At 61.4% G+C, this 25,540-nt stretch carries 18 protein-coding genes and 1 pseudogene; 12 read left to right on the plus strand and 7 right to left on the minus strand.

Annotated features, from left to right (window positions below; genetic code table 11):
* Positions 1-164: 164 nt before the first annotated feature.
* From C3418_RS11935 to C3418_RS11945, 3 genes are all read right to left on the minus strand, one after another.
* Complete coding sequence (locus tag C3418_RS11935) at positions 165-806, minus strand: energy-coupling factor ABC transporter permease (RefSeq protein WP_103858568.1); 642 nt, start codon at positions 804-806, stop codon at positions 165-167.
* Between the two features lie 94 nt (positions 807-900).
* A complete protein-coding gene (pflA, locus tag C3418_RS11940; protein ID WP_010674272.1) occupies positions 901-1,743 on the minus strand; it encodes a pyruvate formate lyase 1-activating protein in 843 nt (280 codons plus the stop codon).
* 75 nt (positions 1,744-1,818) lie between these two features.
* Positions 1,819-4,758: an EAL domain-containing protein gene (locus C3418_RS11945; RefSeq protein WP_103858569.1), complete on the minus strand. Its 2,940-nt coding sequence runs from the start codon at positions 4,756-4,758 to the stop codon at positions 1,819-1,821.
* 134 nt (positions 4,759-4,892) lie between these two features.
* On the opposite strand from C3418_RS11945, the gene C3418_RS11950 reads away from it, so the two are divergent.
* The gene (locus C3418_RS11950; protein ID WP_103858570.1) at positions 4,893-6,581 is read left to right on the plus strand and encodes an FAD-dependent oxidoreductase; all 1,689 of its coding nucleotides are present in this window, start codon (positions 4,893-4,895) and stop codon (positions 6,579-6,581) included.
* Between the two features lie 167 nt (positions 6,582-6,748).
* Here C3418_RS11950 and C3418_RS11955 read toward each other — a convergent pair whose 3' ends face one another.
* Complete coding sequence (locus C3418_RS11955; protein ID WP_103858571.1) at positions 6,749-7,843, minus strand: AI-2E family transporter; 1,095 nt, start codon at positions 7,841-7,843, stop codon at positions 6,749-6,751.
* A 30-nt stretch (positions 7,844-7,873) separates the two neighbouring features.
* Here C3418_RS11955 and C3418_RS24705 point away from each other — a divergent pair, with 30 nt between their 5' ends.
* The 3 genes from C3418_RS24705 to pbpC all read left to right on the plus strand — a co-directional run bounded on the left by C3418_RS24705 (position 7,874) and on the right by pbpC (position 15,557).
* Complete coding sequence (locus C3418_RS24705) at positions 7,874-8,008, plus strand: hypothetical protein (protein ID WP_258039987.1); 135 nt, start codon at positions 7,874-7,876, stop codon at positions 8,006-8,008.
* A 330-nt stretch (positions 8,009-8,338) separates the two neighbouring features.
* Positions 8,339-13,183, plus strand: coding sequence for an alpha-2-macroglobulin (locus C3418_RS11960; protein WP_235687597.1), 4,845 nt, complete (start codon positions 8,339-8,341; stop codon positions 13,181-13,183).
* Complete coding sequence (gene pbpC, locus C3418_RS11965) at positions 13,149-15,557, plus strand: penicillin-binding protein 1C (protein ID WP_180911570.1); 2,409 nt, start codon at positions 13,149-13,151, stop codon at positions 15,555-15,557. The genes C3418_RS11960 and pbpC overlap by 35 nt, the downstream gene beginning before the upstream one ends.
* Before the next feature lie 91 nt (positions 15,558-15,648).
* Here pbpC and C3418_RS11970 read toward each other — a convergent pair whose 3' ends face one another.
* Positions 15,649-16,608 carry a hypothetical protein gene (locus C3418_RS11970; RefSeq protein ID WP_103858573.1) on the minus strand — a complete coding sequence of 320 codons (960 nt, stop codon included), beginning with the start codon at positions 16,606-16,608 and terminating at the stop codon, positions 15,649-15,651.
* Positions 16,609-16,772: 164 nt separating this feature from the next.
* Here C3418_RS11970 and thiI point away from each other — a divergent pair, with 164 nt between their 5' ends.
* Positions 16,773-18,221, plus strand: coding sequence for a tRNA uracil 4-sulfurtransferase ThiI (gene thiI / locus C3418_RS11975; RefSeq protein ID WP_103858574.1), 1,449 nt, complete (start codon positions 16,773-16,775; stop codon positions 18,219-18,221).
* Between the two features lie 72 nt (positions 18,222-18,293).
* Here thiI and C3418_RS11980 read toward each other — a convergent pair whose 3' ends face one another.
* Together C3418_RS11980 and C3418_RS11985 are read right to left on the minus strand one after the other, a co-directional pair.
* Positions 18,294-18,683 (minus strand): hypothetical protein, encoded by a 390-nt coding sequence (locus tag C3418_RS11980; RefSeq protein WP_103858575.1) that lies wholly within the window; start codon positions 18,681-18,683, stop codon positions 18,294-18,296.
* A gap of 114 nt (positions 18,684-18,797) precedes the next feature.
* Positions 18,798-19,430, minus strand: coding sequence for a trimeric intracellular cation channel family protein (locus C3418_RS11985; RefSeq protein ID WP_103858576.1), 633 nt, complete (start codon positions 19,428-19,430; stop codon positions 18,798-18,800).
* A gap of 416 nt (positions 19,431-19,846) precedes the next feature.
* Between C3418_RS11985 and C3418_RS11990 the strand changes: the two genes are divergently transcribed.
* The 7 genes and pseudogenes from C3418_RS11990 to fliB all read left to right on the plus strand — a co-directional run bounded on the left by C3418_RS11990 (position 19,847) and on the right by fliB (position 25,472).
* Positions 19,847-20,665, plus strand: coding sequence for a flagellin (locus tag C3418_RS11990; protein WP_103858577.1), 819 nt, complete (start codon positions 19,847-19,849; stop codon positions 20,663-20,665).
* 36 nt (positions 20,666-20,701) lie between these two features.
* Entirely contained in the window at positions 20,702-21,157 is a 456-nt protein-coding gene (locus C3418_RS11995) for a flagellar protein FlaG (protein ID WP_226169597.1), read from the plus strand.
* A 28-nt stretch (positions 21,158-21,185) separates the two neighbouring features.
* Positions 21,186-22,568: pseudogene (gene fliD / locus C3418_RS12000) on the plus strand (flagellar filament capping protein FliD).
* Between the two features lie 25 nt (positions 22,569-22,593).
* Positions 22,594-23,019, plus strand: a complete 426-nt coding sequence (gene fliS, locus C3418_RS12005; RefSeq protein ID WP_103858578.1) for a flagellar export chaperone FliS — start codon at positions 22,594-22,596, stop codon at positions 23,017-23,019.
* Positions 23,016-23,330, plus strand: a complete 315-nt coding sequence (locus C3418_RS12010; protein ID WP_103858579.1) for a hypothetical protein — start codon at positions 23,016-23,018, stop codon at positions 23,328-23,330. The genes fliS and C3418_RS12010 overlap by 4 nt, the downstream gene beginning before the upstream one ends.
* A gap of 159 nt (positions 23,331-23,489) precedes the next feature.
* Positions 23,490-24,146 carry a hypothetical protein gene (locus C3418_RS12015; RefSeq protein WP_103858580.1) on the plus strand — a complete coding sequence of 219 codons (657 nt, stop codon included), beginning with the start codon at positions 23,490-23,492 and terminating at the stop codon, positions 24,144-24,146.
* 150 nt (positions 24,147-24,296) lie between these two features.
* Positions 24,297-25,472 (plus strand): flagellin lysine-N-methylase, encoded by a 1,176-nt coding sequence (gene fliB / locus C3418_RS12020; RefSeq protein ID WP_103858581.1) that lies wholly within the window; start codon positions 24,297-24,299, stop codon positions 25,470-25,472.
* Positions 25,473-25,540: the final 68 nt, after the last annotated feature.

Genomic DNA, 25,540 nt, shown 5'->3' on the forward strand with positions numbered 1-25,540 from the left:
CGGGGCTGCATAGGCGTCATGTTCATAGAAAAACGCCCCAGGCCATCGAGACCCAGGGCGGTGAAGATATCAAAGACCCGTTTTCCGGTAAATCGCAATGCGGCTCCGCTTAAGTGAACAGCATTGCCGCAACTGCGGGCTTTTTTTATGGACCACGGGCAGGCTCAGCGCCCCAGGTACTCTCTGTCGAAGAAGGTGTTGACCCAGTGGGGGCGATAGACGGCGAGCAGGGTCATGGTCATGCCGTTGAGGAGCGCCTCGGGGAAGAGCAGCAGCGGCCAGATGGAGAGGTAGTCGGCGCTGATGGTGTGCCAGGAGTAGGTGCCGCTCACCCCCAGCAGCAAGGCGCTGGCGATCACCTTGGCCGAGATGCTCAGCGCCCCCCCGAGAAATGCTGCCACGAACAGATAGACGAAGAGGTGGCGAGGCAGCCAGGCCCAGCTCCCCAGAAACAGCAGCCAGCTGGTGGCCACCGGCAGGGCAACGCCGATGAGGGCCTGCGAGCCGATGTCGGCCAGGGGGATGACCCCGAAGTAAGCGAGGAGCAGCAGGGTGAGGCAGGGGGCGAGCAGGGCGAGGCGCCAGCCCAGCAGCAGGGTCAGGCTGGTGAGGCCGAGAAAGTGGATCTCGAGCCCCTCGTGCAACCCGGCCCGCAAGGTCCACAGCGGTACCAGCACGATGGCGCCGCCGAGGCAAAGATGCTGATAGAGCGGGTGGGCGCCAAGGGTGCGCAGCAGGGAGGCATTCAGACTGAAGGCGAGCAGCACCAGCCAGAGCAGGAGGGCGGCAACTTGTCCTTCACTCATGAGCGGTTCCCCCGGATGCGGCTGTCGGTGATGGCGCCGTGGCGAACGCCGGCGCAATGAAAAGAGGCCGCCCTCTGCCGGGCGGCCTCCTGTCTCAATACTTCACGTTGGGGTGATACTTGCCAAGGATGCCCTGGACCCTGTCCATGGTCTCCTTGCTGGGGGGCTTGATGCCGACCAGATCATAGGTATCTCCCAGCACGTCCCACTTGTGCTTGCCAAGTTCGTGGTAGGGCAGCAGCTCCACCTTCTCGACGCACTCCCCCAGCTCGGCGATGAACTGGCCGAGTCCTTCTGCGCTCTCGTCATCGTCGGACCAGGTGGGTACCACCACGTAGCGGATCCACATGGTCTGACCGCGGGAGGCCAGGTAGCGGGCGAACTCCAGGGTGTATTTGTTGCTGACGTGGGTGAGGGGGATGTGCTTCTCGTCGTTGATCTGCTTGATGTCGAGCAGCACCAGATCGGTGTTGTCCAGCACCCGGTCGAGCAGCTCGTCGTAGTGACGCACGAAACCGTTGGTGTCGAGGCAGGTGTGGATCCCCTGGGCCTTGCAGGCGGTGAACAGTTCGGCGATGAACTCCTGCTGCAGCATGGCCTCGCCGCCGGAGGCGGTCACGCCACCGCCGGAGGCATTCATGAAGTGGCGATAGCTGGTGAGATCCTTCATCAGCTCGGGCACGGTGACCTCGCGGCCGCCCTGGGTGTCCCAGGTGTCCCGGTTGTGACAATACTTGCAGCGCATCAGGCAGCCCTGCATGAACACGATGAAGCGGATGCCGGGGCCGTCGACGGTCCCGCAGGTCTCGACGGAGTGGATCCGGCCAATGATGTCGGTAGTGCCGGTGTCGCTGGCTTCAACGGTCGGGATCCGCTGCGTGCCGGGGGTGGCAGGTCCCTTGGATTCAACGGCGGGGATCCGGTTAATGACTGACATAGACGACTCCAATGGTGCGGACAAGGTTCGAGCGGTCGTTATTTTATGACAGAAAGCCCTATAAATCCTACCAGTTTAGCCCGCAGGGGTGGCACCCAGCAGGCTCTCCAGTGCCTTGACGGGGAGCGGCCGGCTGGTGAGGAAGCCTTGATAATGCTGGCATCCCAGGGCCTTGAGCACGGCGAGCTGCTCCTCTTCCTCCACCCCTTCGGCGGTGACGGTGAAACGAAACACCCGGGCGAGATCCAGGATGGCCTTGACGATGGCCTTGTCCTGTTCGCTGTGGACCAGGGTCTGGATGAAGCTTCTGTCGAGCTTCACCTCGTCGGCGGGCAGATCCCGCAGATAGGCCAGGGACGAGTAGCCCGTGCCGAAGTCGTCGATGGAGATGAGCAGGCCAAGGGCCTTGAGCTGGCGGATCCTGGCGATGCACTCCAGCCGGTTTTCCAGCACCACGGACTCGGTGATCTCCAGCAGCAGGCGCGACGGGGGCACCCCGGTGTCCCGCAGAATGTACTCCACCTGCTGCACGAAACCGGCGGTGTGGAACTGGCGGGCGCTGACGTTGACCGACAGATGGGGGATGGCGAGACCGTTGTTGAGCCAGAAGCTGTACTGGGCGCAGGCGGTCTTCATCACCCAGTAGCCTATCTCCTGGATCAGGGTGGTCTCCTCAGCGATGGGGATGAACTCCCCGGGGGGCACCATGGTGCCGTCGGCCTTCTGCCAGCGCAGCAGCGCCTCTATGCCCGAGAGCGTGCCGTTGTCGACCCGGTATTGGGGCTGGTAGTGCAGCACCAGCTCGTTGTTGCGCAGGGCATCGCGCAGCTGGTTGTTGAGAGAAAGCTTGCTCTTCTCTTTTTCCGCCATGGCTTCACTGAAGAAGATATGGTTGCCCTGGCTCGCGCGCTTGGCCATGTGGACGGCGGTATCGGCCTGCTGCATCAGGACAAGGTGATCCTTGTCGTCATCGCTGAACAGGCTGATCCCCACGGAGGCGCTGCAGTGCAGCTTGTGATCGCCGATGTCGAAGGGGGCACGGAAGATCCCCATCAGCTCCCGGGCAAAGTGCTCCGCCAGGATCTTGGCGGTGATATAGCCCTGGCCCAGTGCCGTGAAGAGCAGGGCAAATTCGTCACCCGAGGTGCGGGCGAGCACCAGGTTCTCCTGGGGCAGGGACTTGAGTCGCACCACCACGGCCTGGAGCAGCAGATCGCCGCAGGCGTGACCGAGGGAGTCGTTGATGGATTTGAAGTTGTCCAGATCCAGCAGCAGCAGGGCCCCCCACTGACCACTCGGGGCCTGCAGGGTGCGCTGCATGATGTCGGTCAGGCTGCGCCTGTTGTAGAGATCGCACAGGTCGTCGTAGTAGGCGAGGCGCTCGATGTGGCGGGCGGTCTCCTTCTCCTGGGTGATGTCGTGGAAGCTGCAGACGAAGTGGCTGATCTCCTCCTCCTCGTCCTTGACCCCGCTCACCATGAGCCGCACCGGGAAGAGGTGTCCCTCCCTGTGCAGGCATTGTTCCTCCCCGAGCCAGTATCCCTGCCGGTTGACCGCCGCGATCACCTCCTCCTTGAGGGTGTCGCCATAGTAGGTGGGCCTCAGGGCGTCGATGTGCAGGCCCAGCATCTCCTCGCTGGCAAAGCCGGTGATGCAGCTGAAGGAGGCATTGACCTTGAGGATGATGCCCCCGTGATCCATCACCAGCAGGCCGTCGTGGGTGTTGAAGGCCACTTCGGCCAGGCGCAGGGCATCGTCATTGGCCAGGCGCTGCAACTCGCTGGCGGCCCGCTCGCGCTGTTCGTAGAGGACGTCCAGCAGGGGCGCGGGATCGGCCAGGGGGGTGGCGAGCAGCAGGGTGAGCTGCCCCAGGGGGAGACCGTTTGGCCCCGGGAAGGGGATGCCGACATAGGCCTTGGCGTCGAGGGCCAGCAGCAGGCTGGACTGGGGATAGCGCAGGGCCAGATCTTCCACGTAGAGACTCTGCCCGTGCTGGAAGATCTCCCGGCCCGGGCCGATGTCCATGGGCATGGGTTTGACGACGGCGAAGGCATCCCCCTCCACCACGCAGCGGGGAATGAGCCAGAGATCCTGACCGCGAGGCTGAAACTCGCCGATCCAGCCCCTGTGGGCACCGCTCAGGCCCATGGCCCAGCGCAGCAGGGCGCGGCAGTAATCGTTGCCGGTCAGGTTGGCAAGCCCGGGGGGGGGCGCGAGGTCCGGGGCGTCGGTCGCCACGGGGTCCGGCTGCCAGTGGCCGAGCAAGCGGGCGCAATGACGCACCAGTTGCAGGGTGTCATCGCTGATGAGGGTGCTCTCGGCATACTCCAGGCTGAGCACGCCGATGAGCTTCTCCTGCTCCAGCAAGGCGCCGTCCAGGCGGGAGCAGACATTGGCATCGGCCAGATAGTAGTGCTGGCTCAGCATGGGCTGGTGGGCCGCCTCCGAGAAACTCAGGGCGCCCCGGGCGCGCAGGGCCCGGATGTAACGGCTGTCTCCGCGAATGGCACCGAGCGCGTCCACCCCCAGGGTGAACACCGGGGTCAGCTGTTCGCCGCCAAGGGCGCCATGGGCCTGGTAGTGCCAGAGGATCAGGCGATCGGCCCCCAGGCACTCCTTGAGGCTCTCCAGCATGGCGTCATACTGCAGCTGGCTGGCCATCTGGCTCAGGCGCGGCAGTTGCAGGGACAGGCTGGCGGCGCTCTCCTGGGACTGGGTCTGCAGGCAGATGAGCCAGAAGGCGTCCTGCTCGTGGGAGAGGGAAATGTGCCAGAGGAGGGCGTCAAAGCGCAGCACCAGCTTGCCCCCCTTGCCACTGGCCAGCCGCTGCTCGATGGGCTGGCGCAGGGCGTCCGGCAATTGGGCCGGCCAGGCACTGCGAGGCTCGTCGAGCCAATGGAGCGGCGTCTGCATCACATCGGTCAGGGCGACCAGCCGTTGACTACGGGTATCCAGGCGGAAAAACAGGGGCGCCTGGCTGGCGGTCGGAAGATGGCTGAGCGCGGTAGACGACATGAACTGACACTATCCTGTTGAGCAATTGTCGGAGGGCAAGAATACTGCAAATCCGTGGCAAACAAAATTTCATTGAATTCTAAATTAGATAAGCCTAATTTATTGGTCATTTCCTGTTGAGTGGAGTCTTGCAGATGAAACGGATCCTGATTGTGGGTGGTGTGGCCGGGGGAGCGTCCGCCGCCGCCCGTGCCCGCCGTTTGAGCGAAGAGGCGGAGATCGTGATGTTCGAGCGGGGCGAGTTCGTGAGCTTCGCCAACTGCGGTCTGCCCTATCACATCGGGGGGGATATCCCGGATCGGGATGCCCTGCTGCTGCAGACGCCGCAAAGCTTCAAGCGCCGGTTCAACGTGGATGTGCGGGTGTTTCACGACGTCATCGAGATAGACAGGGCCGGCAAGAGCCTGCTGGTGCGCAACCTGCTGACCGGCGAAGAGCGGTGCGAAGCCTACGACGTGCTGCTGCTGAGCCCGGGCGCCGCCCCCATCCGGCCTCCCTTCCCCGGCATCGACAGCCCGGGGGTACACACCCTGCGAAGCATTCCCGACATGGATCGCATCCTGGCGGCGCTGGCGCACGACAAGCCCCGCCACGTCACCGTGGTGGGGGGCGGTTTCATCGGGCTGGAGATGATGGAGGCGCTGCACCAGCGCAAGCTGGCGGTCACCCTGCTTGAGCTCTCCGATCAGGTGATGGCGCCGGTGGACAAGGAGATGGCCAACCTGCTCCACGCCCGCATCCGCGAAGAGGGGGTCGATCTTCGCCTGCGCACCGGCCTCGCTGCCATCGAGAGCCTGGAGGTGCCTGCCGAGAAGACCGCCGCCGTGGCGACCGCCCAGCGGGGTGGACTGCGCCTGACCCTGAGCGACGGCTCTCATCTCGACACCGGCCTGCTGATCCTCGCCATCGGCGTCAAGCCCGAGACCCTGCTCGCCGCCAAGGCGGGACTGGTGCTGGGGCCGCGGGGCGGCATCAAGGTGGATGCGGGCATGCGCACCTCGGATCCCTGCATCTTCGCGGTGGGGGACGCGGTGGAGGAGACCGACTTCGTCACCGGCGAGTCCGTGCTGATCCCGCTGGCGGGCCCCGCCAACCGCCAGGGGCGCATCGCCGCCGACAACATGCTGGGGCGAAGCGAAACCTACAAGAAGACGCAAGGAACCGCCATCTGCAAGCTGTTCGATCTGGCGGTGGCGAGCACGGGGCTGAACGAGAAGCGGCTGGTGCAGCTGGGGCTGCCGTTCGAGAAGGTCTATGTCCACCCGGGCAGCCACGCCGGCTATTATCCTGGCGCCCATCCGGTCAGCCTCAAGCTGCTGTTTGCCCCGGATGGCAAGATTTACGGCGCCCAGGCCATCGGCAAGGATGGCATCGACAAGCGCATCGACGTGCTGGCGGTGGCCCAGCGCGCCGGCCTCACCGTATTTGATCTGCAGGATCTGGAGCTCACCTATGCGCCGCCCTTTGGCTCGGCCAAGGATGTGATCAACATGGCGGGCTTCGTGGCGAGCAACCACCTGAAGGGGGACACCCTGCTCTGCCACGCAGCCGAGGTGCTGGCTCGCCACCCCCATCAGCAGGTGGTGGATGTGCGAAATGGCCCCGAACTCGACAAGCTGGGTCGCATCCCGGGGGCGCTGCACATTCCTCTGGACGAACTGCGCGGCCGTCTTGATGAGCTGCCCAAGGATAAAGAGCTGCTCATCAGCTGCCAGGTGGGACTGCGGGGACACGTGGCCTGCCGTCTGCTGAGCCAGCACGGTTTTCGGGTCAAGAACCTCTCCGGCGGTTTCAAGACCTGGCAGACGGTGATCGCCGAGTAGATCCTCCAGGCTGACATGGCCCGATTGATCACTCTGTATGCAAACGGGCCACTCCAGTGAGTGGCCCGTTTCTTCATCAGGGGTCGATCCCGATCAGGCTGCCGCGTCGCCGAGGGGCGTGCGGATAGGGTGTTGCCGCACCGCCACAGGGGATGAAGGAGGGGAGGCTACTGCGCCGCGTTGGCCGGGGCATCGTCGACCCAGGCCATGAAGATGCGATAGCCGATGGAGAGCAGGGTCGCCCCGATGAACATGCCGAGGATGCCATTGGTGGCCATGCCGCCGAGGGCCCCCAGCAGCACTACCGGCATGGGCGCATCGACGCCACGCCCCAGCAGCAGGGGCTTGAGCACGTTGTCGGCCATGCCGGCCACGACCAGCAGCACTGAGTAGATGACGTTGAGCAGGGTGCCGTGATCCCCCGCCATCCACATGAAGGCGATGGCCGGTCCCGTGACCAGGATGACGGGGACCTGGGCGATGCCCAGGATCAGCGCCAGGACGAAGAAGATGCCGACCGCCGGGATCCCGGCGAGGGACATGATGACGCCAGCCAGCAGGGCCTGGATGAAGGCGACCCCGATGACCCCCATGGCCACGGCCCGGATGGTGCTGGTGCACAGCTTGGTCAGGGCGAGGCCCTTGCGCTCATCGGTGATGCGCATGGCGATGCGCTCGGCGCTGATGGCACCCGGTGCACCCCAGGCCATGATGATACCAGCCACGATGAAAGAAGCGACGAAGCCCAGCAGGCCGCCCCCCATGCTGGCGAGCATGGTGACAGTCTGCTTGGCCATGTCGCCGAGCTGCGGCTTGTAGCTGATGAGGAGGCTCGGCAGATCCACGGATGCCTTGGTCCATAAGGCGTGCAGCTTGGCACCGATCAGCGGGATGCTGGCGATGTCGGCGGAAGGTGCCGGAATCACCAGAGTGTTGTTGTTCACCTTGTCTATCAGGGCGCTGACGCTGTCACCCAGGGAGCCGAGCATGGCCACGGTGGGGGCCACGATGAGCAGGATGCCCAGCAGGACCAGCAGGGTGGACGACTGACCCTGTTTTCCCCCGAGTCTGGCGGCAAAGCGCTGATGGAGGGGGTAAAGGGTGACCGCCAGGATCAGGGCCCACAGCATCATGTTCATGAAAGGGGAGAACACGGTGAAGCAGAACGAGCCTAGCGCCAGAATAAGACCAAATTTGATGAACATGTCCAGGAATCGGGCAACCAATCTTTTTTCGACGAGGGACAGATCGTTATTTTCCATGCTGATATGACTCCAGAGAGGGATGGATGCATGACCCCGCTGACCCTGTGTAAACTCAAGGTCGGCATTCTGGTCGATGGACAATTAATAAGTTTGTTTTCAATGGTTGAGGCATACATCGAGCGCACCTGCACGTTATGTATGGCACAGGTGTTCAAGGCTTAAAAAATATTTATCTGCTTGATATGTCGTTGATTGGAAGGCCTGCGTTGAGCAGGGCCGAGCATAATGAATGGCCCGATCACGCACAAGTGAACAGTGGTGCCCGGTTTAGCCCGGGTTCAGAAAATCACGACAATCCTCTTTCATGGAACAGGAGATCGCATACGGGGCCTCGAATAAACCTCGCGCTTCACGGGGCGTCGTGCCCGCGTCCGTGGCGATGTAGGCATCTCTGTTGGCCGATGCCGCCCGATATGGCAGTTGGTGTTCCCGGGAGCGACGCTTTATTCTATTGGCTCCTGCGCTGCGGCGATCCAACCCGGGATGAACACCATGCACCTCTCTCTCTCCTGCCCCGTGACTCGTCTTCCCCGTGTGGCCTGGCTGGCTGCGCTGCTGCTGGCCGGTTGCGGCCCCGACAAGCCTGTCAGCCAGGTTCCGACCACCGAATCCACTGCCCGGCAGGAGGCAGGGGAGCCGAGTTCAGTCGTGCAAGCCAATGCTCGCCAATATCGCGATGCCCCGGCGCTGGCGCTGGTCTTCTCCGGCCCATTGGCGCCCAAGGCAAACTGGCAGAGCTGGCTTTCTGTGAGTGAAGGGGGCAAGCAGGTGCAGGGGGAGTGGATCCTCGCCGACGATGGCCGCACCCTCTATTTCCCGAACGTTCAGCCCGACAAACGCTACGAGGTGAGCCTCAAGGCTGGGCTGGGCCCATCCCCCCAGCGCTGGACCCTCAAGACTCGGCCGCTGGAGGTGGGGGCGTCGTTTACCGCGAGCGGCATGGTGTTGCCGCTGCGCGACGAGCTGCGCCTGCCCATCAGCGCGGTCAATGTGGACGAGGTCAATATCGACTTCTTCCGGGTCGATGCGGAGTATCTGCCCCGTTTCCTGGCCGAGTATCGCCCCGGTGCCGGCATGGGCAACTGGGAGCTTGAACAGATCACCAAGCGGGCCAAGCGGGTGTTCAGCGGCCGTTACGCGCTGGAGCTCGATGCCAACCGGCGCGAGACCCGCCTCATCAATGTGAAGGAGCCGCAGCTGGCGGAGGCTGGCGTCTACTTTGCGGTAATGTCCCCCCTTGGCAACTACGACTGGCGCAAGGAGACCACCTATTTCGCGGTGAGCGACATGGGGCTCAGTGCCCGCCGTTACCGCGATGAGCTGGAGGTGTTCGTCAGCTCCCTGGCCAGCGCCGACCCCCTCAAGGATGTGCAGCTCTCCCTGCTCGACCAGAAGGGCAACCGGCTGCAGGTGCAAACCACCGACCCCCAAGGTCATCGCCGTTTCGATCAGGTGCAGGGGGCTCGCCTGCTGCTGGCCGAGCAGGGCAAGCATCTGGCGGTGCTGCGCCTCGATGGTGCGGCCCTCGATCTCTCCACCTTCGATCTCGGCACCCAGCCCTGGCAGGCCCAGCAACTCTATCTGTTCAGCGGACGCGATCTCTATCGCCCCGGCGAGCGGCTCGACAGCGAGATCCTGCTAAAAGGGCAGGATGGCCAGCTGCTGCCGGGCATGGCGGTGGAGCTGGAGGTGAAACAGCCGGACGGCCAGCTGCTCGAACAAAAGCGCCTGCTGCCGGACAATTTGGGCGCGGCCCACTACGGCCTGCATCTGCCGGATGATGCGCCGCTCGGGCGCTGGACCATCAACCTCAAGACTGCCGCCGGCAGCCGTTTCGAGTGGCCTTTCCTGGTGGAGGAGTTTTTGCCGGAGCGCCTGAAACTGCAGCTTGGCAAGGGGCCGGATGGGGAAGTGACGAGTCTGGACGCCGCCCTCACTCTGCCGCTGCAAGGGGACTATCTCTACGGCGCACCAGCCAGTGCCACCAAAGCCAAGGCGGAGGTGAAGTTAAGCCGCGCCACCATGCCCTTTACCCAGTGGCAGGAGTTCACGCTGGGTGACGTGCTGCTCGCCGAGCAGGCCAAGGATCTCGAGGCGCTCAGTCTCACCCTCAATGAGCAGGGGCAGGGGACTTTTTCGCTTGCTGATGAGCTCGATGGGGTGCGTGCCCTCGGGCCGCTGGAGGTGGCCTATCGGGTGTCGCTCTCCGAGCCCGGTGGCCGCGCCGTCAATCGCAGCCGCACCCAGTATGGCTGGCCCGCAGGCAGCCAGTGGCCAGCGCTCAAGGCCGATTTCGTAGCGGAGCGGGTGGAAGGGGGCAAGCCGCTCCCCTTCCAAATCCTCAACCTCGATGAGCAAGGCCAGCCGGTGGCGGGGGCGGTGAAGGTGCGCCTCATCAACGAGTACCGCGACTACTACTGGCACTACGCCGATGGGGAGGGGTGGAAGTACGAGTTCAACAGCCAGCCCTATCTGGAGCAGGAGCAGACCCTGCAGCTGGATGGCAAGGGGCCGACCCCGCTCACGCTGCAACTGGCGGCGGGCTGGTATCGGTTGGAGGTGGAGAACAGTCAGGGCCATCAATCCAGCCTGCGGGTGGAGATCGGCAGCTACGCCTGGGGCGGCGGTGGCGAGCAGGCGCGGCCTGACAAGATTGCCATCACCCTCGACAAGCGCGCCTATCAGGCGGGTGACAAGGCCAAAGTGACCCTGGTGGCCCCGCGCCCCGGCAAGGGGTTGCTGCTGGTGGAAGATGGCGACGGCCTGCGCTGGTGGCAGCGCATCGAGCTCAAGGGGGCCGGTGGCGATGCCAAGGATGCCCGCGGCGAGTTCGAGATCCCGGTCAGCCCCGAGTGGCAGCGCCATGATCTGCATATCTCGGCCCAGATTGCCGCGCCAGACAGTGACTCAAAGCCGGTGAGCCAAAAGAGTGTGCAAAGCCTGCGCTCGGTCGGTCTGGTGCCGCTCACCCTGGATCGGGAAGCGCGCCGTCTTCCGCTTACCCTGAGCGCGCCGGACAAAGCGGTGCCGCTTACCCGGCTGGAGGTGATCGCCACCTCTACCCCCAACAGTCAGGGGCGGGTGGTGCTGGCGGCGGTGGATCGGGGTGTGCTCAATATCAGCGACTACCAGCCCCTCGACCCGTTCGAGATCTTCTTTGGTCGCAAGCGCTTCGCCCAGGATTTGTTCGACAACTACGGTCAGGTGATCCCGCCACAGGATGGCAAGCTGGCTCGCCTCAACTACGGGGGTGACCGGGCGCCGCTGAAAAAGGGCGGCGCGCTGGAGAGCCGGGTCGAGATAGCCGCACTGTGGAGCGGCGAGGTGAGTTTTGACGAGCAGGGCAAGGCGGTGATCCCGCTCGATCTACCCAACTTCAACGGCGAACTGGCGCTGATGGCGCTGGCCTGGAACGAACAGCAGGTGGGTGAGGCCGAGCGCGCCGTCAAGGTAGTGGCGCCCCTGGTGGCCGAAATTGGCTGGCCGCGCTTTGGCGCCAGAGGGGATGAGACCCGGGCGCTGATGCAGCTGCGCAACATGAGCGGTGAGGATCAGACCCTCTCCCTTGCCTGGACCCTCAACGGCGGGCTCAAGGCAAACGGCGAGCTGCCCGGCACCCTGTCCCTTAAAAATGGCGAGGAGCAGTGGCTGACCCTGCCGCTCACCGTGACCGGGGCGAGCGGTGTGGCAAGCCTGCAGTTGGCTGCCAGCGGCAAGGGTTTTGCGATAAGTCGCGACTGGTCGCTACCGCTGCGCTCCCCCTGGCCTGCCGAGACTCGCCAGCGCTACCAGATGCTGGCTCCCGGCCAAGAGATGAGCTTTGCGCCAGCTGAGCTGGCCGGGCTGGATCGTGCCAACCTGCAGGGGCTGCTCAGCCTCTCCGGCACTCCCCCCTGGGATCCGGCAGCCCAGTGGCAGGCGCTGGCCGACTACCCCTATGCCTGTCTGGAGCAGACCTTGTCCCGAGCCTGGCCTTACTTGCTGACCACGGCCGATGAGCGGGCCGCCTGGCACAAACCCGCAGCGGGCAAGAAAGCGGCGAGCGAGGCGGATGTGCAACGCGCCCTGCTGCAACGGCTGCAGCGGTTGCAACTGCCCAGCGGCGGCTTTGGCCTCTGGGATGGTCGCTCCGACGAGGAGCAGTGGCTCACCGCCTATGCCGCCGACTATCTGCTGGCGCGCAAGGAGGCGGGCGACGCCGTGCCGGAGGCGATGCTCAATCAGGCGCTGAACCGGTTGCAGAGCTATCTTACCGACAGTCAGTATGGTGAGCGCTGGAGCAGTGCTCCCGAGCACAGCCGGCTGGCCTATCAGGCCTACAGTGCCTATGTGCTGGCCCGGGTGGGCAAGGCGCCGCTCGCTACCCTGCGCCTTGTCTGGGAGCAGCAGGCCGATCACGCCCGCTCGGGTTTGCCGCTCTTGCACCTCTCCCTGGCCCTCTCGGCCATGGGGGATGAGCAGAACGCCGCCAAGGCCCTCAGCCGGGCATTGGCGACCGAGCGCGGGGACGATTATCTCGGGGATTACGGCTCGCCGCTGCGCGATCAGGCCCTTGAGCTTTCGTTGTTGCGCCAGCACAAGCTGGCTGCGGAGCGCTGGCAGGCCCTCAGTGCCAAGGTGGCCGACACCCTGGCTCATCGTCAGTGGCTCAGCACCCAGGAGCGGCTCGCCCTGCTGCGACTGGCCCGCGTCGATCCGGCCGTCGACTGGCAGGCCAGGGTGACCTCCTCTCTTGGCAGTGGATCCCTGAGCGGTTCGGCTCCGCTGCAGCAGGGCGCCCCAGAGGCACTGGCCGCGAGCACCGTCACCAACGAGGGCAAGGGATCCCTCTATGTGCAGCGCACCCTCATCGGCTATCCCGAGCAGGCTCCTACCCGGTTGAGTCAGGGGATAAGCGTGACCCGCAGCTGGTTCAACAGCGACGGTCAGCGTTTTGACCCGACCAAGGTGAAGGTGGGCGATCTGGTGGTGGTGCGGCTCAATGTCAGCAGTGAATCGGCGGTGCCCGATGCCCTGCTGGTGGAGATGGTGCCCGCCGGCTTCGAGCTGGAGAATCCGGCCCTTGGCAACAGCATCAAGCTCGAAGAGCTCTCCATCGAGGGGAAACCGGCGTGGCAGAGCGAGTGGAACGACTACCTCAAGCATCAGGAGTTTCGCGATGACCGCTACACGGCGGCGCTGGATCTGAGTGCCGGGAGCAACCAGCAACTGGTCTACCTGATGCGGGCGGTGACGCCGGGTCGCTATCTGGTGCCGCCGACCCAGGTGGAGGATATGTACCGTCCCGAGATCCGGGCTGTGGGTGAGGATATCCACGAGGTGCGTATCTCTGAGTAACACACCCTCCCTTGAGCGGGTTCGCCCGCTCACTTTCTGGCAGCGTGGCTGGCTGAGCCTGGGTCGCACTGGCCGCGCTTGCTTGCATTGGCTTGGTGGCCTGCCACGTTGGCTGCGCTTTTCGGTGCTGGGCGTTGTAGCACTGCTCCTGTCATTGCTGGCGCTGGATCGACTCTTCCCGCCGCCGCCACTCGATCCAGCCTACGCGCGGGTGGTGCTCGACATGAAGGGGCGACCGCTGCGCGCCTTTGCCGATACCAGCGGCGTGTGGCGTTACCCCGTGACCCTGGAGCAGGTCTCCCCCCGCTATATCGAGGCGCTGCTCGGCTACGAGGATCGCTACTTCTGGCGTCATCCCGGGGTCAATCCGGTGGCCATGGTGCGCGGGATCTGGCAGTGGCTGCATTACGGACGCGCTGTGTCGGGGGGCTCGACCCTCACCATGCAGGTGGCGCGCCTTATCGAGCCCTACCACAGGAGCGTGCCCGGCAAGCTGCGCCAGATGGCCCGTGCGCTGCAGCTGGAGTGGCACTACGATAAGCGCACCCTGCTCACCGTCTACCTCAACCGGGCGCCGTTTGGCGGCAATCTGGAGGGGGTGCAGGCGGCAAGTTTTGCCTATCTCGGCAAGAGCGCCGCCAAGCTGACCCATGCCGAGGCGGCGCTGTTGGCGGTGCTGCCCCAGGCCCCCAGCCGCAACCGGCCGGACCGGCATCCCGAGCGGGCCCGCACCGCCCGCGACAAGGTGATGCAGCGGCTGGTGGCGCAGGGCGTCTGGCCAGAACAGGTTTGGCTGGAGGGACGCATCGAGCCTGTGCTGGCCCGCGGTCACTTCACGCCGATGGAGGCGCCGCTCTTTGCCCGCCTCGCCGCCGACCATCAGGCCGGGGCGCTGGTGCGCACCACCATCGACGGGGATCTGCAGCGCTGGCTGGAGGGGCGGGTGGCGAGCTATATCCGTCGCTTCCCCGAGCAGACCTCAGCGGCGTTGCTCCTGGTCGACAACAAAACCATGGCGGTGCGCGCCTATGTGGGCAGCGCCGAGTATGGCAATCTGCGCCGCCACGGTTATCTGGACATGGTGCAGGCGATCCGCTCTCCCGGCTCTACGCTGAAGCCCTTCATCTACGGTCTGGCGATGGACGAGGGGCTGGTGCACTCGGCCTCTCTGCTCTCCGATGCGCCAAGGCTGGGCTCGGACTATCGCCCCGCCAACTTCTCCGGTGCCTTTCAGGGGCCGGTGACGCTGGCCCAAGCACTGCAGCAATCCCTCAACGTGCCGGCGGTGCAGGTGCTGGAGGCGCTCGGGCCGGACAAGCTGGTCAGCCGCCTCGACAACGCCGGGGTGAGACTGGCGCTCGTAGGCAAGCCCAATCCGGCTATTGCGCTCGGGGCAGCGGGCATTCGGCTCGAGCAGCTGGTGGCGCTCTACAGCGCACTGACCCGGCAGGGGCAGGTGGCGATGCCGGTCTGGCTGGCGGGGCAGCAGGTGGTGTCACGCCCCTTGCTGAGCCCGGGGGCCGCCTGGATCATCTGGCAGATATTGAGCGCCCAGGGGCGCGCGGATCAGCCCTTTGCCAGTGAGGCGACCGGCCGGGTCAACCGGCTGGCCTGGAAGACCGGCACCAGCTATGGCTATCGCGACAGCTGGGCGATGGGGGTCTCCGGTCGCTGGACCATCGGCGTCTGGTTGGGGCGCCCCGACGGCACTCCCATGCCCGGTTTTTACGGCCAGAGCGCGGCGGTGCCGCTGCTGCTCTCGGTTTACTCGCGATTGGCTGACAACAGCCCTCTGCCGATGCAGCCCAACACGGTCAGCGAAGCGGAGATCTGCTGGCCGCTGGGGCGCAGGGTGAGCGCGACCCTGCCTGAGACCTGTTTGCAGCGCCAGAGCGCCTGGTTGCTGGAAGGGCGCGATCCCCCCACCTTGCCAGATCCCATGGACTGGCCCTCGCCGCTGCGCCAGGTCGCACTGACCGTTGCGGGCAAGCCGACGCTGACACGTTGCCAGGATGCGGCGCAATCCGGTTTTCGGGCCCTGTGGCCGCTGTCGCTGGAGCCGTGGCGCACGCCCGGCGAGCGGCGTCAGGCGCTGCTTGCCAGCGGCTGCGCGGGGGAGGGGCAGAGCGCCGAGCTGCAGGCCCCCATCCGCATCCTGGCGCTGGGGGAGGGCAATCTTATCCGCAGCCAGCGCTATCGGCTGCAGCCCAGGGTGCTGGGGGGCGTCGGCAAGCCGGCCTGGTTTCTCAACGGCCAGCGGCTGCGCTGGGACGGGGATCAGGTGTTGAGTGAGGCGGGTCGCTACCAGCTGGTGGTGGTGGACGAGGCGGGCAACAGCGATCGCATCGAGTTTCGGCTGGAAAATCCCTCCTGAGGGGGCTCCATGGCAGGCGCCAGAATATTGACGACATCGGGGATGGCTCCGATGCCAGGGGTTATCCACCTTCGGCTGGGCGCCGACCGGCTCAGGGCTTGACCTGGCCCAGTCGGGTGAAGAAGTGCTGACTCTTGCGCTGGTGGAAGTGGCTCTTCTTGATGGGGTGAAACACCAGGGGGCTGTCCGGGTGGCTCGCCTTGAGGCGGTGGATCATCGCCATGGCGGGCAGGCTGGTGCTGATCAGGGTGGTGAGCGGCAGGCTGACCGTCTCGGGCCCCAGCAGCGGGTTGAGCCCCTGCTGTGCCTGCTCGAAACGGGTCAGCACGGCGGGCTCGGCGTAGCCGCTGCCCAGCATGGCGAGCAGGGCGTCGAGGGCCTGATGGAACTCGGCCAGCTGTTGGCGAAAACCGCTGCGCCCGCGCAGGGCAATAAGCTCTGCAATGGGGATCTCGCTTAAGTTGGCGGGCACTCGCAGCGGGATCTCGAGGTGGAAGCAATCCTGACCGCCGCGGTTGTGATAGCGCGATTCGAGCAGGTGCAGCAGCCGGTCCAGATAGTCGTGATCCGTAATCAAGGCCCCCTCATTGGCGAGTGCCCACTCGCGGGCGAGGCGCATTGAGAGCAGGTTGGCAAAGCGGCGCGCCATCCTGAACCCGCCCTCCTCCAGGCTGGCAAAACCGTGAGCCAGACAAAAGCCGTGCAGCCGCTCCAGCCCCGCCTGGGCAGGACAGAAGCAGTCGTGGTTGGCCGGCGTGCGCCAGCGACCGATCAACTCCTTGTTGCCAAACACCTTGTGGCGGACGAAGTCGGGAGTGAGCAGGCCGGCAATCTGGTTCTCGATCTGGGGCGTGATGGCGGCGAAGAAGGCGGGCGCTGGCGGTTCGGCCAGCAGGTCGGTCTGCCGGCGCAGGGTCTCCAGCAGGGCGGTGAGGCCGCTCTTTTCACTGACGGTGAAGACGAAGGCGAGCCGCTCCAGATAGAGCAGGGCAAACTTGAGCCAGAGTTCATCCCGCACTTCCATGCCGGGGTAGTAGATATGGGTTTTCATGGGTGCCGTGTTGCCGGGGCGCAGGCTGGGGAATATACGCAAGATGGCCAGGGTGCGGCAAACATTGCGTGGGGGAATGTGAGCGGCCGCTCATCCAGTAGGCGCTGGCCACAAAGTTCTGATATAATTCGCGCCCTTAAATCGAGGCCACCCGAGTCAATACCATGAAGTTCATTATCAAGCTGTTCCCGGAAATCACCATCAAGAGCAAGTCGGTTCGCCAGCGCTTCATCAAGATACTGCAGGGCAACATCCGCAATGTCCTGCGCCGCTTCGACGACGATGCCCGGGTGCGGATGGACTGGGACAAGCTGATCGTGAGCTCCCGCAATGACCAGTTCCGCGAGCAGGCCATCGAAGCCCTGGCCTGCATCCCCGGCATTCAGGCCTTCCTCGAGGTGCAGGCCAGCAAGTTTACCGACCTGCACGACATCTTCGAGCAGGTGAAAGCCGTCTGGGGTGATCAGCTCGAGGGCAAGACCTTCTGCGTGCGTGCCAAGCGCCACGGCAAACACGAATTCTCCTCGCTGGAGATTGAACGCTACGTGGGTGGCGGCCTGAACCAGCACTGCGTGAGCAACGGCGTGCGCCTCAAGAACCCGGACGTGAAGATCAACCTCGAGATCGACGGCGAGGAGCTCTTCATCGTCAGCGCCATCCATCAGGGCCTGAGCGGCATGCCCATCGCGACTCAGGAAGATGTGCTGAGCCTGCTCTCCGGCGGTTTTGACTCCGGTGTCGCTTCATTCCAGTTCATCAAGCGCGGCTGCCGCGTGCACTACTGCTTCTTCAATCTGGGCGGTGCGGCTCACGAGATCGGTGTCAAGCAGGTGGCCTATCACCTGTGGAACCGCTTTGGCTCCTCCCACCGGGTACGCTTCACCGCGGTGGACTTCGAGCCCGTGGTGGCCGAGATCCTCGAGAAGATCGACAACGGTCAGATGGGGGTGGTGCTCAAGCGGATGATGATGCGCGCCGCCGCCAAGGTGGCCGACGAGTTCCAGATCCCGGCCCTGGTGACCGGTGAGTGTGTGGGCCAGGTCTCCAGCCAGACCCTGACCAATCTGAACGTCATCGATCGGGTGACCGACAAGGTGATCCTGCGCCCGCTCATCACCTGGGACAAGCCGGACATCATCAGCGAGGCCCGTCGCATCGGTACCCTGGAGTTCGCCGAGACCATGCCGGAGTATTGCGGCGTCATCTCCAAGAAGCCGACCGTGAAGGCCGAGCTCTCCCGCATCGAGACGGAAGAGGCCAACTTCGACTTCGCCATCCTGGATAAGGTGGTGAGCGAGGCCCGCTACCTCGACATCCGTCGCATCGGCGAAGAGACTGCCGCGCAGGTGCAGGAGGTGGAGACCACCCAGGTGCTGGCCGCCAACGAAGTCATTCTGGACATCCGCTCCAGTGATGAGCGCGACGAGAAGCCGCTGGTGGTGGAAGGGCGCGACGTACTGCACATTCCCTTCTTCAAGCTGGCAACCGCCTTTGGCGATCTGCCGAAGGAGCAGACCTACCTGCTCTATTGCGATCGCGGCGTGATGAGCAAGTTGCAGGCGCTTTACCTCAAGGAGAAGGGCTTTGCCAACGTCAAGGTCTACCGTCCGTGATGTGACGGCAAGACGCGTATAAAAAATCCGGCCAAGGCGCCGGATTTTTTTATTTCAGATGTTCGGTGATGATCAGGGGCAGGGGACGGGGGTAAAGGTCTCCTGGCCCTGGCAGCGCCAGCCCATCTCGGCCTGACGCATCTGCCACAGGTTGTTGCTGCGAAACAGGGTCAGGATGTAGAGCATGTCGCTACGCTGGCCATCAAGGGCCACCGAGAGCACCAGATCGTTGTCCAGCTGTTGAGCATGGATACGGGTGGGTACATCTTTATGGCCGACGAAGCGGCGAGCCACTTCGCGATAGTCGTTGACCCAGCCTTGCTGACTGCTGCTCGCCTGACGGATCTGCTGGTTGAACTGCTGCACCGGGGTGGATGCCAGACGCCCGAACAGGGCCTGTGCCCCCGCATGAGCCGCCACCATCATCAGCGTCAGCGTGGTAATGAGCCCAAGTTTTTGCATGAGAGAATGCATTGAGAGAGTCCGGCTTGAAACGACCCCTGTATGACAACAGAAAAGCCGGCTTGGTTCAATCTTGTCCCTGCCGGGATGGGATCTCGCCCACTCTGAGGCTTCTCAATTGCGCTGCAGCGAGAAGGTGGGCAGGGAGAGATGCCAGTAGATGGCCGCCACGCGCAGGCCGAATACCCCCAGCATGCTGATGAGCATGGCGCTGACCCTGTCTACCCCGACCTCCAGTGACAGGGTATAGAGGATGCCCCCGAGGATGCAGGCGGTGGCGTAGATCTCCTTTTGCAGCACCATGGGCACTTCCCGGGCCAGCACGTCCCGGATCATGCCGCCAGCCACCCCTGTCATGGTGCCCATGAGGACGGCAATCAGCCCGGAGGTGCCGAAATTGAGCGCCTTCTGGGCGCCGATCACGGTAAAGAGTGCGAGACCGAAGGCGTCCGCCACCGGCAGCACATACCAGGGCATGCGGCGGGGCAACTTGACCATCCACATGCCGAGGAGGGCCGTGGCGATGACCACCCAGATATAGAGGGGATCGCGCACCCAGAAGACCGGGGTCGCCCCCAGGATCATGTCGCGGATGGTGCCGCCCCCGATGGCGGTCACCGCAGCCAGCACCATGACGCCGAAGCCGTCCATTCTGAGGCGCCCTGCCACCAATACCCCCGAAAACGCGAATACTGCAGTACCAAACATGTCGCTGATGTAAACAATCTGCTCAACCAGTGTCTGCATGGAGAACAACTCACGTCCAATAAGTGATGGGGCGGCGATTTTAGGGGCAAGGGGTGCGTGTGAGCAATGCCGGCATGCAAAAGTGGGAGCCAGAGCGGGTTTCTGGATGCAATGGTCTGGGCCGATAGACAGGCTGAGACTGCAGTGTGGCTGTTACCGGGAGAACATACAGATTTGTACATGATGAGGCGAAAAATCTTCTAAAGCATCGGGCGGTGGTGCCGTTACTAAGGGGGAAGCAAATGGAAGGGTGTCAGGAAATCCAACTTTTTGCAGTGCTGCGGATCTGGTCATCACCACGTTGAATCAGATCTGCCTCAGTCACCGGCAGCGGATTGGCCCTGCGGACTGAAGAGGGATCTCAATCGCCGTGCGCCCTGGGATCCGCAGTTTTAGACTTATCAGGAGAATTCATTATGTCCATGTACATCAGCACCAACGTCTCGTCCCTCAATGCCCAACGCAACCTGGCGAATTCCAGTAAATCCTTGGATACCTCCTATACCCGCCTTGCTTCAGGCCTGCGTATCAACAGCGCCAAGGACGATGCGGCCGGTCTGCAGATCTCCAGCCGGATGACTTCCCAGATCAACGGCCTGGACCAGGGCAACCGCAACGCCAACGACGGTATATCTATGGCTCAGACTGCGGAAGGGGCCATGGACGAAGTAACTTCCATGCTGCAACGCATGCGCACCCTGGCACAACAGTCTGCCAATGATACAAACAGTGATGACGATCGTGCCGCTTTGCAGAAAGAGGTAGTTGCACTGCAGGAGGAAATTACTCGGATCGGTAGCGATACCACCTTTGCAGGCACGAATCTCTTTGCTGCTGATAAAACATACGACTTCCAAGTTGGAGCTGATGCTAATCAAATTATTAGTGTCGATCTCAAAGCAATGAGCGCTGCCACATTGGGAGTTGACGCATATGACATATCAGATAAGACTGGGGCCCAAACTGCGCTGGCCGACATCGATGACGTGATTAAAGAAGTGGATGGCTATCGTGCCGATCTGGGTGCGGTGCAAAACCGGCTGGATTCCACCATCCGCAACCAGTCCAATATCTCGGAAAACGTCAGTGCTGCCCGTTCCCGTATCCGCGATGCGGACTTCGCGACCGAGACTGCGAACATGACCAAACAGAACATTCTGCAGCAGGCTGCCTCCAGCATCCTGGCCCAGGCCAACCAGCGTCCGCAGTCGGCCCTGTCGCTGCTGGGTCGCTAAATCGGTCCTGATTAACCTCTGAATAAGGAGCGGCAGATGGCCAATGAACCCATCGTCATGGCTTCTACCTCGACGCTCACTTCCCATGGCGGCCCTCGGGCCGCCATGCCTGTTTCTGCGCCATCGGCCTCTGCTGAGGAGCAAACCGTCGAGCAGGTAAGCGCCGACCTGGCAAACAAGACTGCGAAGGAAGAGCCTTCGAAGGCCACAGCGTCGTCATCCAAGAATAATGATGAAACAGAAAAACAGGCCCAAGAATTGCAAGAGAAGCTGACCAGCTTGGGCAAACTAAAGGGGTGGGCTATCCATTTCAGTCTGGTGCCCGAGTTTGACCGACCGGTAATCCAGGTGATCGATGCCGAGACCAGGCAGGTGATCCGCCAGATCCCGAGCGAGGAGATCCTCCAGATGAACAAGCGGCTACAGGAGATGGGGAAGAATCAGGGCGATGGTTCCGGCCTCTCCGGGCTGCTGTTCGACGGTCAGGTATAGGTTTTTAACGAGATAAGAGGAGCATGTTATGGCGATTACCTCCGCCGGAGCGGGGTCGGGCATCGATCTCGAGAGCGTGATCACGGCGAGCGTGGCCGCCAGGAAGGCGCAGTTGCAGCAACCCATCATCACCAAGCAGAACAGCACCAATATCACCTTGTCTGGCATAGGCCAGCTCAAGTCCTCCCTCACCGCCTTCACCGATATTTTGGATACCTTGAGCAAACCCGGTGCCTTCAACAAGCGGGCCATCAATATCACCCAGAATAAAGATGATCCTGTGCTGGCAGTGGAGAGCAAGAGTGGCACCTCGAACGGCCAGTACAATATCACCGTCAACAAATTGGCAACCACCAGCCGCCAGGAAGGGATCTTTGACAGCTCGACCGTGCCGCTTGTCACCCAGGATGGCCAACTGACCTTCAAGGCGGGGGACAAGGAGTTCACGGTCGACGTCAAGGCGGGGGATACCCTGCAAAACATCCGCAAGCGCATCAACAATGATGGCGACAACTTCGGGCTCAGTGCCAACATCGTCAATACCGCCGATGGCAAGGCGAAGCTTGTCATCGATTCTGGGGTCTCGGGAGATGGCAAGGATCTGGTCATCACGGGTAGCACGACCGAACTGCAAGATAAGTTCACGGGCAAAATGGCAGAGACGCAACAGGCGTCCAGCGCCGAGATCCTGGTCGATGGCAATGTGCTCAAGAGCGATACCAATGTCTTCGATGACGTCATTCAGGACCTGAAGCTGACCGTGTTGCGGGTCTCCGACACCGACAGCAATGGCGACCTCAAGTCCAACAAGGTAGATATCACCACCGACAAGACCGCCATCGAAGAGACGGTGTAGAAGTTTATCGATGGCTACAACGCGCTGCAGGAGAAACTGAGCGGCTTGGGCAAGCGCAACAGCATCGTCGGTGGTGTGCGTCAGGATGATGGCGGGGCCCTGGCGGGAGATTCCGTTACCCGGGCCATCAGCAACTTCATGACCAACGTCATTACCAACCCGGGCGGCACCAGCACCACCTATTCCACCATCTTCGAGCTTGGTGTCAAGATGGACAACAAGGGCAAGCTCTCCCTCGATAAAGAGAAATTTGGCGAGGCGGTCGACAAGAACTTCGATCAGGTGGCGGCTCTGCTTGGCGGGGATGAGGGGTTGGCGGCGACCCTGACCAAGGGTCTGAAGGAGTACACCAAGTCAGGGGGCATGCTGGCGCAACGGACCGATACCCTTAATTCAGATCTGCGCAGCCTGAGTCAGAAACAGGCCACCACCAATGAGCAGCTGGTTAAATATGAAGCCGCCTTGCGCGCCCAATACGGCAGCCTGGATGCCCTGCTCGTGAAAATGAATAACTCAGCGGCAGCACTGTCAGCATTGCAAATAAACAATAACTGAGAGTGATATTTCGAGGACCCATGTTATGTACCACCGTAATCTGAAGGCATATAAGACAACCAGTATCGAAGCGGACCTGGTGGTTGCGGATCCCCATAGGGTCATTCAGCTGATGATGCAAGGACTTCTGGAGTGCCTCGCACAGGCGAAGGGAGCCATAGAGCGCAAGGACATGGAGGCAAAGGCCAGAACCATCTCCAAGGCTCAGGGACTGGTGCATGGCCTTCAGGATGCTCTGGATATGACACAAGGGCAGATCGCGGAGGATCTGTTTGCGCTCTATGCCTATATGGATGAGCGTATCTGGGAGGCCAGCGTGCGGCGTGACGTTCAGCCCCTCGATGAGGTCATGACACTGATGGTGACGATCAAGTCGGCTTGGGATCAAATCACCGACGCGGATAAGCAGCAGGGTTTCCAGCTAAGGCAAGCGTCAGGGAGTGTGCTGTGAATGAGCTGAACGCTTATGACGATGCGTTGAGCGATAATATCGCGACCCTGCAGCAATTATTGGCGAGTCATCAATATGAAGAGGCCCTAGCTTGTATGGATGAGCGTTTGGCGATCATCACGGCGCTGAAGGACTTTTCTCGGCAACAGAAGATGGCGTCAGCGGAATTGGCTACCTTGGTCAGAGATCAACTAGCAAAAGAAGAGAGGCTGAGAAGTCTGGCTGAAACGTTTAAGAATGAGATTGCCATGCAGCTAGTGACCCTTGGCAGGGTCAACAAGGCAAAGTCTACTTATGATGGGAATAGGTAAGCTCTGGCCAGCCGAGACAGCGTGTTGCTTTGTTTGATATTTGATAAAAGTCACGACCGCCAGTGATGAATCATTCGTACTGTTTAGATTGTCGAGTATTCATCTTACTTTTCTGATATGAAGTGAACATGAATCGTACGCAAGCACTTAGGTTTTTATATGCCCTCATTTATTGTTGAGTTTTGGTCAAGCATCTTTGGCATACTGGCGAAAGTGTCGGTATTCACACTGGTAAGGAAACTGTTCCCCTCAGCAATCACCGCTCGATTTGTCGATTGTTGGGTGCTGAGTCACCTCGTCCTGTCCATGGTGGCGGTAGTGGTCGCCGTCTACTCACCCTATCCTGTGATGGGATACCTTTTTATGGGGTATGGGTTTCTTCGAACCTTTGAGATCGTCGTGTACCAGACGAACGTCTTGCTGTTTGATGAATATCGGGTAGTAAAAGCGGGCGGTGAATACCGACTTGAGGGTTACCGTCGTATCGTATTGTTGTTGCTGCATAATTACTTCGAGATCATTCTTTGGCTTGCGTGCACATATACGGTGATGGCCGCTGATTTCGAACATAAATGGCAGCCAGGCACAGGCACTGTCTTTGGTGGTATTTATAGCAGTTTTATCACAATGACCTCATTTGGTGATTTCGATTTATTGCCAAAAAGCACTATGGCTGCCTCTGTGCTGCTTTTTCACGCGACTGTCGGCCTGTTCATGACACTGCTAAGTCTGGCCAGGTTTATCAGCCTGATACCAGCGCCAAAAACCCGTGATATTGTAGAAATAAAACAAATTGAGAGTTCCAAAGACAACTAGGAATGATGAGTCATGTCAGTGACTATTTTGGCATGACTCTAATAACATCAGGTGATTATGACCTGCTATGTAGGCATGCATATTGCGCTTAATTTAAACCTACGCCCATGATGGGGGGGTTATCCGAATGATTTACTTGAGGACATCAGCATGACCCATACCCTGGTAACCCCCAGATATTACCAAGATTTTCAATGTATTGGCGACAAGTGTGAGGATAATTGCTGCCATGGATGGACGATTTCGATAGACAAGAAAACTTATCGTAATTATGTCAGTCATCCGGATCAGCTGATCCAAAGCACGGCCAAGCAGCATATCGAGAAAGTGAAAAAATCAGACGCTCACTGGGGGACTATCCGCATGGATGAGTCTGGCGCCTGTCCCTTTCTGGATGATGTTGGATTATGCAATGTGCATAAGAAGATTGGTGCAGAGGCACTGAGCCACACCTGTAAGACCTACCCCAGGCAACTGCAGCAATTTGGTGTCCAGCACAGGCGCAGCCTGATGCTCTCCTGCCCGGAGGTGAGCAGGCAGGTACTCTTGAATCCAGATGCCATGGTGGTTGATGTCACCCCATTCAAGGGGCAGGTCAGGCCCTCTCCCGTGCCCAGCACCATTGATACACTGCATTCATTGAGTATCGATGTGCTGCTTGCCGACGGTATGACGATAGAAGATAAACTATGGCTGATCGGTATGTTGGTGCACAGGGATGAAAGCAAGGGCTCAAACCAGGCATTTATCGAGCAATTAATTCCCATGATCAATGATGGCCAGTTGAGCGCGGCGTTTTCTCAAATTCCTTTTATTGGTAAAGTGCAGTGGTGGGCCTTGCGTACCCTGACGCATTTGTTAGTACAAAACCAGCAACGTCGTGGAAGGGCTGTGATGCTCCGTTGCCTGAATAAAATAAATCAGGTGTTAGAGGGGGAGTTTAATGAGGACAAGCTGCTGCTGATACATAAAAGCTGGCACCAGAAGGTAGTGCCATTTTTGACGCAACGCCCCCATATTCAACAGAACTATCTGCTTTATCATGTCTATCACAATCAGTTTCCATCAGGATTTGATTCTCCTCAAATAGCTTATCAGCTTCTCATTGCGGACTATTTCTTGCTGCGCAGCTATTTATCCTTGATCGCGATAGATGAAGAAGCACTTACCGAAAAAGATGTGACGGACCTGTTTTATAGCTACCATACACTTCGCCAACACAATCCCAAGTTCTTGACCGTATTGGCGCAAGGGCTGCAGCAATCAGGGCTGGCCAGCGATATTACACTTTATGCGCTATTAAAGACGGGCAATGAGCGAGGTTGATGCCGCCGGATATATAGCCTGATACGGTTTTTTTCTGAGTAATCCGGTTGCGATTGTGTGCAAGGGGG

This window comes from Aeromonas sp. ASNIH8 (assembly GCF_002919855.1).
Taxonomy (GTDB): Bacteria; Pseudomonadota; Gammaproteobacteria; order Enterobacterales; family Aeromonadaceae; genus Aeromonas; species Aeromonas caviae.

What these genes read in the sequence shown, in the direction of transcription:
- C3418_RS11935 (WP_103858568.1), bottom strand. Translation starts at nt 806, where the DNA reads ATGAGTGAAGGACAAGTTGCCGCCCTCCTGCTCTGGCTGGTGCTGCTC.
- pflA (WP_010674272.1), bottom strand. Translation starts at nt 1,743, where the DNA reads ATGTCAGTCATTAACCGGATCCCCGCCGTTGAATCCAAGGGACCTGCC.
- C3418_RS11945 (WP_103858569.1), bottom strand. Translation starts at nt 4,758, where the DNA reads ATGTCGTCTACCGCGCTCAGCCATCTTCCGACCGCCAGCCAGGCGCCC.
- C3418_RS11950 (WP_103858570.1), top strand. Translation starts at nt 4,893, where the DNA reads ATGAAACGGATCCTGATTGTGGGTGGTGTGGCCGGGGGAGCGTCCGCC.
- C3418_RS11955 (WP_103858571.1), bottom strand. Translation starts at nt 7,843, where the DNA reads ATGGAAAATAACGATCTGTCCCTCGTCGAAAAAAGATTGGTTGCCCGA.
- C3418_RS24705 (WP_258039987.1), top strand. Translation starts at nt 7,874, where the DNA reads ATGACCCCGCTGACCCTGTGTAAACTCAAGGTCGGCATTCTGGTCGAT.
- C3418_RS11960 (WP_235687597.1), top strand. Translation starts at nt 8,339, where the DNA reads ATGCACCTCTCTCTCTCCTGCCCCGTGACTCGTCTTCCCCGTGTGGCC.
- C3418_RS11970 (WP_103858573.1), bottom strand. Translation starts at nt 16,608, where the DNA reads ATGAAAACCCATATCTACTACCCCGGCATGGAAGTGCGGGATGAACTC.
- thiI (WP_103858574.1), top strand. Translation starts at nt 16,773, where the DNA reads ATGAAGTTCATTATCAAGCTGTTCCCGGAAATCACCATCAAGAGCAAG.
- C3418_RS11980 (WP_103858575.1), bottom strand. Translation starts at nt 18,683, where the DNA reads ATGCAAAAACTTGGGCTCATTACCACGCTGACGCTGATGATGGTGGCG.
- C3418_RS11985 (WP_103858576.1), bottom strand. Translation starts at nt 19,430, where the DNA reads ATGCAGACACTGGTTGAGCAGATTGTTTACATCAGCGACATGTTTGGT.
- C3418_RS11990 (WP_103858577.1), top strand. Translation starts at nt 19,847, where the DNA reads ATGTCCATGTACATCAGCACCAACGTCTCGTCCCTCAATGCCCAACGC.
- C3418_RS11995 (WP_226169597.1), top strand. Translation starts at nt 20,702, where the DNA reads ATGGCCAATGAACCCATCGTCATGGCTTCTACCTCGACGCTCACTTCC.
- fliS (WP_103858578.1), top strand. Translation starts at nt 22,594, where the DNA reads ATGTACCACCGTAATCTGAAGGCATATAAGACAACCAGTATCGAAGCG.
- C3418_RS12015 (WP_103858580.1), top strand. Translation starts at nt 23,490, where the DNA reads ATGCCCTCATTTATTGTTGAGTTTTGGTCAAGCATCTTTGGCATACTG.
- fliB (WP_103858581.1), top strand. Translation starts at nt 24,297, where the DNA reads ATGACCCATACCCTGGTAACCCCCAGATATTACCAAGATTTTCAATGT.